At 74.4% G+C, this 8,497-nt stretch carries 7 protein-coding genes; 6 read left to right on the top strand and 1 reads right to left on the bottom strand.

Annotated elements, in window-relative coordinates:
* The first annotated feature begins 150 nt into the window (after positions 1-150).
* Positions 151-849, top strand: a complete 699-nt coding sequence (locus ACZ5WK_RS36965) for a class III extradiol ring-cleavage dioxygenase family protein (protein WP_465554411.1) — start codon at positions 151-153, stop codon at positions 847-849.
* 40 nt (positions 850-889) lie between these two features.
* Here the strand turns inward: ACZ5WK_RS36965 and ACZ5WK_RS36960 are convergent, their stop codons facing one another.
* Positions 890-1,159: an antitoxin gene (locus ACZ5WK_RS36960; protein WP_396323798.1), complete on the bottom strand. Its 270-nt coding sequence runs from the start codon at positions 1,157-1,159 to the stop codon at positions 890-892.
* A 224-nt stretch (positions 1,160-1,383) separates the two neighbouring features.
* Here ACZ5WK_RS36960 and miaA point away from each other — a divergent pair, with 224 nt between their 5' ends.
* From miaA to hflX, 5 genes are all read left to right on the top strand, one after another.
* A complete protein-coding gene (gene miaA / locus ACZ5WK_RS36955) occupies positions 1,384-2,313 on the top strand; it encodes a tRNA (adenosine(37)-N6)-dimethylallyltransferase MiaA (protein ID WP_465554453.1) in 930 nt (309 codons plus the stop codon).
* Positions 2,314-2,542: 229 nt separating this feature from the next.
* Complete coding sequence (locus ACZ5WK_RS36950) at positions 2,543-3,052, top strand: hypothetical protein (RefSeq protein WP_396323797.1); 510 nt, start codon at positions 2,543-2,545, stop codon at positions 3,050-3,052.
* Between the two features lie 73 nt (positions 3,053-3,125).
* Positions 3,126-4,043: a diaminopimelate epimerase gene (dapF, locus tag ACZ5WK_RS36945; protein ID WP_465554408.1), complete on the top strand. Its 918-nt coding sequence runs from the start codon at positions 3,126-3,128 to the stop codon at positions 4,041-4,043.
* Positions 4,044-4,215: 172 nt separating this feature from the next.
* Complete coding sequence (locus tag ACZ5WK_RS36940) at positions 4,216-6,639, top strand: RelA/SpoT family protein (RefSeq protein WP_465554406.1); 2,424 nt, start codon at positions 4,216-4,218, stop codon at positions 6,637-6,639.
* A 148-nt stretch (positions 6,640-6,787) separates the two neighbouring features.
* Positions 6,788-8,293 (top strand): GTPase HflX, encoded by a 1,506-nt coding sequence (hflX, locus tag ACZ5WK_RS36935; protein ID WP_465554404.1) that lies wholly within the window; start codon positions 6,788-6,790, stop codon positions 8,291-8,293.
* Positions 8,294-8,497: the final 204 nt, after the last annotated feature.

Here is an 8,497-nt window from a genome sequence, read left to right as displayed (position 1 = left end):
CTTTTCGTCCGCTCTTTGTTTCTCTTGGTAGCTTCCCCTTTCCTCTACTGGTTTGGTTTTTTGACGCCCCCCCCCCCCCTCTTCTCCCCCCCCTCCTCCCCCCCCCCCCCCCCCCCCGGGCCGCTGTCGTTCTTCGTTAGAGTGATCCACATGCTGGTTGCCGCCGCCGTCTGCCCCTGCCCGCCGCTGCTCGTCCCGGAGGTCGCCGCGGGTGCGGCCGCCGAGCTGGAGCCGCTGCGCGCGGCCTGCGACGAGGCGCTGGCCGCGCTGCTCGCGGCCGGGCCGGAGCTGGTCGTGGTGGTCGGCACCGGGCCGGAGGCCGAGGTGTGGACCGAGGGCGGGGCCGGTTCCTTCCACCGCTACGGGGTGCCGCTGGTGGCCAGGCTGCCGGCCGGCCGGGTCGAGGGCCCGGAGCTGGCGCCCTCGCTGACCGTCGGTGCCTGGCTGCTGGAGCGGGCCGGGGCGACCCTGCCGACGCACGCCTGCGCGGTGCCCGCGGACGCGCCCGCCGACCGGATGCTGGGCCTCGGCCAGGGCCTGGCCGGGCTGGCCGACCGGGTCGGGCTGCTGGTCATGGGCGACGGCAGCGCCTGCCGCTCGCTGAAGGCACCGGGCTACCTGGACGAACGGGCCGAGGGCTTCGACGCGGCGCTCGCCGACGCCCTGGGCTCGGCGGACCTCGCCGCCCTGGCCGCCCTGGACGCGGGCCTGGCCGCCGAGCTGAAGGCCGAGGGCCGCGCCCCCTGGCAGGTGCTGGCCGGCGCCGCCGAGGGCGCCGGCCTCACCGCGCACCTGGGCTACCGGGACGCGCCGTACGGGGTCGGGTACCTCGTGGCGTCCTGGAGCTGACCCGCGGACCTGCCCGGGAGAGCGGCTCGGGAGCGCGGGCTCAGGGGGTCGGGCCCTGGCCGTCGACGGGGGTGCCGGGGGTGGTGCCGCCCGGGCCGCCGGGCTTGTGGGCGAAGTCGTCCACCGCGTGTTTGGCCTTGCTGGTGCCGTGCTCGATCTTCTCGCTGTACTTGCCCTTGGTGGCCTTGTCGATGGCGCCACCGGCTTTGTCGACCGCGTGCTCGATCTGGTCGCTGTGCTTGCCGGCCAGCTCGCTGGCCTTCTCCTTGAGCTCCTCGGCCTTGCCCTTGAGGTTGTCCATCAGACCCATGGCGTCCTCACCGTTCCTCTCTGTCTCCTGCTCAACGTCTCGCGCGGCCGAACCGTTCTCAACTGGGGATATGGGCGGAAACGGTCATATCGTCGCTCGATAGGACCTCCCGGGCGGGGAGGTCTCCGTCGCGTCGGCGGTTTTGCGAGACTGGTCCGGTGAGCAGCTCCAGTACCGTCCAGCCCGGGCCCGCGCAGCCCGGCCCTGTCCAGCCCGGTGCCACCGTGCCGCGCGTGGTCTCCGTGGTGGGTGCGACCGCCGCCGGCAAGTCCGACCTGGCCGTCGCCCTCGCCCGCAGCCTCGGCGGCGAGGTGATCAACACCGACTCGATGCAGCTCTACCGGGGCATGGACATCGGCACCGCCAAGCTCACGCTCGACGAGCGCGGCGGCGTCCCGCACCACCTGCTGGACATCTGGGACGTCACCGAGGCCGCGTCCGTCGCCGAGTACCAGCGGCTCGCCCGGGCCGAGATCGACCGGCTGCTCGCGGCCGGCCGCACCCCCGTCCTGGTCGGCGGCTCCGGGCTGTACGTCCGGGCGGCGATCGACGAGATGGAGTTCCCCGGCACCGACCCGGCGGTCCGGGCCCGGCTGGAGGCCGAGCTCGACCAGGCCGGCCCGTACGCGCTGCACCGGCGGCTCGCGGAGCTGGACCCGGCCGCCGCCGCGGCGATCCTGACCAGCAACGGCCGGCGGATCGTCCGGGCGCTGGAGGTCATCGAGATCACCGGGCAGCCGTTCACCGCCAACCTGCCGAGCAACACCGCCGTCTACGACGCGGTGCAGATCGGCGTCGCGGTGCCCCGGCCCGAGCTGGACGAGCGGATCACCCTGCGGGTCGACCGGATGTGGGAGGCCGGTCTGCCCGACGAGGTCCGGGAGCTGGAGAAGCTCGGCCTGCGCGAGGGGAGGACCGCGTCCCGGGCGCTCGGTTACCAGCAGGTGCTCGACCACTTCGCCGGGGAGTGCACCGAGGGCGAGGCGCGGGCCGAAACCGTCCGCGCCACCAAGCGGTTCGCCCGCCGGCAGGAGTCCTGGTTCCGCCGCGACGACCGGATCCACTGGCTCTCCCGCCCGGCCGGCGCGGACCCCGCCGAGCTGCTCGCCCGCTCGCTGGAACTGATCGGCCGTCAGGAATCGGCCCTGCCGTAGGCGGTATCCGGCCATTCCGGCGGTGCACTTGCGCGCGCAGGTGGGCGTGCAGGACGAACCCGCGGTTACGGCCGGATCACGTGATGGCCACGGATCACCCGATGACCCCGGTCAGGCCCGGAACGCCTCTCTGGACATGCCATCATCGAGGTCATAAGGGTCGGCCCGGGCGGGCCGACCGTGCCCGGCCGCGAGTCCGCACTCGTGTCGAACTGTCAGGGGAGGCCGCGTGTCGACGGGTACCGGCCCCGAAACCGGCCAGAGCGGGAGCGCCACCGCACAGGCCGACGACCTCGACGCGTCGACCATGCCGGACCTGCCCGTGCTGCCCGGCCTCGACGCCCCCACCTCCTACGCGGTCGCGCTGCCCGCGCTGGACACCCGCGCCCCCGCCGGTGCGGTGCACGAGCGGGAGATCCGCCCGCGCCGCCGGCTGCGCTGGTGGCAGACGCTGCCGATAGCGCTGCTGGCCACCGCCGGCTCGCTGATGTTCGCCTTCCCGCTGGCCTTCGGCTCGGCCGGGGCCGGTTCGGCGATGGTCGGGATGCTCGGGCTGCTGCTCACCGCGGCCTCGGTCGGCTGGGGTGCGATGGCCGCCCGGCACGCCGGGTACAAGTGGCCGGGCCTGCCGCGCCGCGGCTCCGGCCGGCGGGCCGGGTGGAAGGCGATCGTGATCTACACCCTGATCGCGCTGGCCGCCTGCGCGCTCGCCCTGTGGCGGGTCGTCCACCTGCGCTGACCCCGCCGGCGGACGCGGTCCGCCTGGTGGTCCGGCCGGCCGGCCGGCCCGGCGGCTCAGTATCATCGGCAGCGTGAGCGACACCTCCCCGCAGCCTGCCGGCCTGTCCTTCCTCAAGGGGCACGGCACCCAGAACGACTTCGTCATCGTGCCCGACCCGGACGGCAAGCTGGTGATCGGCCCCGAGGCCGTCGCCGTGCTGTGCGACCGCCGGGCCGGCATCGGCGCCGACGGTCTGCTGCGCGTGGTGCGCTCGGCCGCCGACCCGGCCGCGGCCGACCAGGCCGACCGGGCCGAGTGGTTCATGGACTACCGCAACGCCGACGGGTCGATCGCCGAGATGTGCGGCAACGGCGTCCGGGTCTTCGCCCGGTACCTGGTCGAGGCCGGGCTGGCCGAGCCGGGCGAGGTGGCCATCGCCACCCGGGCCGGCGTGCGGACGGCCCGGGTCGCCGAGGACGCCGAGGATGGCACCCCCGGCGAGGTCACCGTTGACATGGGGCGCGCGCTGCTGCCCGGCCCGGACGGGATCGAGGTCACGGTCGGCGGGCGCAGCTGGCCGGCCCGCAACGTCAACATGGGCAACCCGCACGCGGTCGCCTTCGTCGAGAGCCTGGACCACGCCGGCAACCTGTACAGCGCGCCGCTCACCAGCCCCGAGGGCGCCTACCCCGAGGGCGTCAACGTCGAGTTCGTGGTGGACCGCGGGCCGCGGCACGTCGCGATGCGGGTGCACGAGCGGGGCTCCGGCGAGACCCGCTCCTGCGGTACCGGCGCCTGCGCCGTCGCCGTGGCCGCCGCCCGCCGGGACGGCGCCGACCCGGCGGTCACCGGCGAGGCCGTCAGCTACACCGTGGACCTTCCGGGCGGCCGGGTGGTGATCACCGAGTACCCGGACGGCCGGGTGGAGATGACCGGCCCGGCGGTGATCGTGGCGCGCGGCGAGCTCGACCCGCGGTGGCTGGCGACCGTCCAGGCCGTCCAGGGCTGACGGCGCGGGCGGTTTGCCCATTTCGTACAGCGACGAATCCCCCCGTTCGGGTGATCCGTGTCACGGACGGGAAGCAGGGCATCGCGGAACGTGCTCTGCTCGGTAGCATGGATCACCGGGTCGAGCGCCCCTCGGAGGGGAGCAGCCGGTGACGCTGCCGGAGGTGCCGACGATGACCATCGAAGCCGGGCAGCCCCTTGCGGGGCAGCCGACGTCCGCACGGCAGGCCGGGCCCAAGCGGCCCCTCGGGGGGTTAGGGCGGGCCGCACTCGGCCGGGCCGGGCGCGCCGCGCTGCTGGCCACCGGCCGCACGCCGGTGCCCGACGCCCTCGAACCGCTCGTCCAGGCCCACCGCCGGCACCACCCGCAGGCCGACCTCGGCCTGCTCGGCCGGGCCTACCGCCTGGCCGAGGCCAGCCATCGGGGGCAGAAACGCAAGAGCGGCGAGCCGTACATCACCCACCCGCTGGCCGTCACCATGATCCTGGCCCAACTCGGCGCCGGGACGACCACCCTGGTCTCCTCGCTGCTCCACGACACCGTCGAGGACACCGAGTTGACCCTGGCTCAGGTCGGCGAGGAGTTCGGCCCCGAAGTCGCCTATCTGGTCGACGGGGTGACGAAGCTGGAGAAGGTCGACTTCGGTGCGGCCGCCGAGGCCGAGACCTTCCGCAAGATGCTCGTCGCCACCGGGGACGACGTCCGGGTGATGGTGATCAAGCTCGCCGACCGGCTGCACAACATGCGCACCATCCGGCACATGAGGCCGGCCAGCCAGGTCCGCATCGCCAAGGTCACCCGGGACGTGCTGATCCCGCTGGCCGAGCGGCTCGGCATCCAGGTGCTCAAGGCGGAGCTGGAGGACATCGTCTTCGCCACCCTCCACCCGGAGGAGTACGCCCGCGCGCGCGCCCTGCAGGCCGGCCACGAGGCCGAACCGGACGCCCTGCTCGAACCCTTCGCCCGGACGCTGGCGCGCCAGCTCGCCGAGGCCGGGGTGGCCGCGGAGGTCACCGTCCGCCCCCGGCACTGCGTCTCGCTGCACCGGGTGCTGCTCAAGCGGGCCGCCGCAGCCGGCCCCGACGGGCGGCCGCAGGGGCCGCAGCCGGCCGACTTCGGGCGGCTGCTGGTGGTGGTCGAGGAGAACGCGGACTGCTACGCCGTCCTCGGCGAGCTGCACACCTGCTGGACGCCGCTGCCCGGCGAGTTCAAGGACTTCGTGGCCGCCCCCAAGTTCAACCTGTACCAGTCGCTGCACACCGCGGTGGCGCTGGAGGGCGGCGCGGTGATCGAGGTACTGGTCCGCACCCGGCGGATGCACGAGGTCGCGCAGACCGGCGTGGTCGCCCTCGGCGACCCCCGGCAGCCCGGGGCCGGCGGCGCCGACCAGGGCACGGACGAGCTGGACCGCACCGACCCGGCCCGGCCGGGCTGGCTCAGCCGGCTGCTGGAGTGGCAGCAGGAGACGCCCGACCCGGACGCCTTCTGGTCCGCGCTCACCGCCGACCTCGCCGGGGACCGCGAGATCACCGTCGTCACCGAGGCCGGCGAAACGCTTCAGCTGCGGGCCGGCGCCAGCTGTGTGGACGCCGCCTACCTGCTCGGCGAGGAGACCGGGCACCGATGTATCGGGGCCCGGGTCAACGGCCGGCTCACCTCGCTCTCCACCGTCCTCCAGGACGGTGACCGCCTGGCCATCCTCACCGAGCAGGGCGACCCGGCCGCCCACCCCTCCGGCCCCGCGCCCGAATGGCTGGCGCACGTCCGCACCCCGGCCGCCAGGCTGGCCATCGAACGATGGCTCGCCGACCACCCGGCGCGGCTGCCGGTGGTCCGCACCGGCCCCTCGGCCGGCCAGCCGGCGCCGCCCGCGCACCGGGCCGCCGAGCGCGGCGCCGCCCCGGTGGCGGTGGCCGGCCGCCCGGGGGCACCGGTCCGGCTGGCCCGCTGCTGTACCCCGGTGCCGCCGGACGAGGTCAGCGGCTTCGCGATCCGCGGCGGCGCCGTCGCCGTGCACCGCACCGGCTGTCCGGCGGGTGAGCGGATGCGGGCGGACGGGCGCGGCGCGCTGGAGATCCACTGGCAGCCGGACGGCGCGCCGCCGTCCGGCTACCGGGCCACCCTGCGGGCCGAGGCGCTCAACCGGCCCCGGCTGCTGGCCGACCTCACCGCGGCGATCTCGGGGGAGGGCGTCGGCATCGTCTCGGCCGAGGTCGAGCCGCCGCAGGAGCTGCGGGTGCGGCACACCTACACCGTCGAGCTGCCCGAGCCGGCCGCGCTGGCCGCGGTGATGCGGGCGATGCTGCGGGTCTCGGGGGTGTACGACGTGAGCCGCCCGCACGCACCGGCGGGCGGCGGCGGCGCGCGTCCCCGGGCGGGGGAGGCGGAGCCCGGTGCCGGGGGCGACCCGGCGGACGGGGGCAGCCCGGCGGACGGGGGCGGCCCGTCGGCGTTGGACGGCCCGTCGGACGGGGGCGGCCCGTCGGACGGGGACGGACCGGTCTCCGGACCGGAAAATGGGGATGCCCCGTCCACACCGGGCGTGCGAACATCGTGGGGAATTCACGGCCGGTCCGCGGCGTTCACCGGGCACTGAGAGAATTGCCTGTGTGGGGCCGCGGTCCTGCGGGGTAGCTCACATCTCGCCCGAGCGGTAGACGAGGCGGCAGCTGGGCAGACTCCGGGTGTGACCGTCGGTACGGTCACGCAGACAGGCCCTCCGTACCAGCCAGCCAAAGGACAGAATGACCTCCACGTTCGAAGCCCGCGACCACGCCGACGCCCCGCGCCGCCTCGACGGTCTGCGGGCGGAAGCCCTCATGGACGAGGACCTCGCGGCCATCGACGAGGACCTCGGCCACCACCACTACGACGGCGACCAGTACGACCGCAGCGAGCGTGCAGCCCTGCGCCGGGTCGCCGGCCTCTCCACCGAACTCGAAGACGTCACCGAGGTCGAGTACCGCCAGCTCCGCCTGGAGCGCGTGGTGCTCGTCGGCGTCTGGACGGACGGCACGCTGGAGGAGGCGGAGAACTCCATGGCGGAGCTCGCCGCGCTCGCCGAGACGGCCGGCTCCCAGGTGCTGGACGGCGTCATCCAGCGCCGCGACAAGCCCGACGCCGCCACCTACATCGGCTCCGGCAAGGCGAAGGAGCTGCGGGACATCGTCGCGGCCACCGGTGCCGACACCGTGGTCTGCGACGGTGAGCTCACCCCGGGCCAGCTGATCCACCTGGAGGACGTGGTCAAGGTCAAGGTCGTCGACCGGACGGCCCTGATCCTGGACATCTTCGCCCAGCACGCCAAGTCCCGTGAGGGCAAGGCGCAGGTCTCGCTCGCGCAGATGCAGTACATGCTGCCGCGGCTGCGAGGCTGGGGCCAGTCGCTCTCCCGGCAGATGGGTGGTGGTGGCTCCGGCACGTCCGGCGGCGGCATGGCCACCCGTGGTCCCGGTGAGACCAAGATCGAGACCGACCGGCGCCGGATCCGCGAGAAGATGGCGAAGCTCCGCCGGGAGATCGCCGAGATGAAGAAGGGCCGCGACACCAAGCGCCAGGAGCGCAAGCGCCACCAGGTGCCGTCCGTGGCCATCGCCGGCTACACCAACGCCGGCAAGTCCTCCCTGCTCAACCGGCTCACCGGCGCGGGCGTCCTGGTGGAGAACGCGCTGTTCGCCACCCTGGACCCGACCGTGCGCCGGGCGCAGACCCCGAGCGGCCGGCTCTACACGCTGGCCGACACCGTCGGCTTCGTCCGGCACCTGCCGCACCACCTGGTCGAGGCGTTCCGCTCCACCATGGAGGAGGTCGCCGACGCGGACCTCATCCTCCACGTGGTGGACGGCTCGCACCCCGAGCCGGAGACGCAGCTGGCCGCCGTCCGCGAGGTCATCGTCTCGGTCGACGCGCAGAACGTGCCGGAGATCGTGGTGATCAACAAGGCCGACGCGGCCGACCCGCACGTGCTCCAGCGCCTGCTGCGCCGCGAGCCGCACGCCATCGTGGTGTCGGCCCGCACCGGGCTGGGCATGGAGGAGCTGCTGAAGCTCATCGACGACGAGCTGCCGCGGCCGGCGATCGAGGTGCAGGCACTGGTGCCGTACACCCACGGTGGCCTGGTCTCCCGGGTGCACGCCGAGGGTGAGCTGATCTCGACCGAGCACACCGCGGAGGGCACGCTGCTGCACGCCAAGGTGCAGGCCGAGCTGGCCGCCGAGCTGGAGCGCTTCTCGGTCGCGCTGCAGGGCTGAGGCGCCGCGGGGCTGAGGCTGCGCTGGGCTCGGGGCTCCGCGGGGCCCGGGGCTCCGCGGGGCCCGGGGCTCCGCGGGGCCCGGGCAGAACGATGACGGCCCCGGTCTCCTTGGGTTCTAACGGTCCTCGCAACACCCGCAATCTGTGGGAGTTGCGAGGACCGTGGGCGTTAGGCGTAGTGATCTTGCTGGGTTGCGGGAGCG

Source organism: Kitasatospora sp. NPDC032757 (assembly GCF_055579305.1).
The sequence above is the reverse complement of the archived record's forward strand: the minus strand, read 5'-3'. Positions and strand labels throughout refer to the sequence as shown.

Excerpts from the sequence above, each read along its gene's own strand:
- ACZ5WK_RS36965 (WP_465554411.1), top strand. The coding sequence starts at position 151 with ATGCTGGTTGCCGCCGCCGTCTGCCCCTGCCCGCCGCTGCTCGTCCCG.
- ACZ5WK_RS36960 (WP_396323798.1), bottom strand. The coding sequence starts at position 1,159 with ATGGGTCTGATGGACAACCTCAAGGGCAAGGCCGAGGAGCTCAAGGAG.
- ACZ5WK_RS36940 (WP_465554406.1), top strand. The coding sequence starts at position 4,216 with ATGACCATCGAAGCCGGGCAGCCCCTTGCGGGGCAGCCGACGTCCGCA.
- hflX (WP_465554404.1), top strand. The coding sequence starts at position 6,788 with ATGACCTCCACGTTCGAAGCCCGCGACCACGCCGACGCCCCGCGCCGC.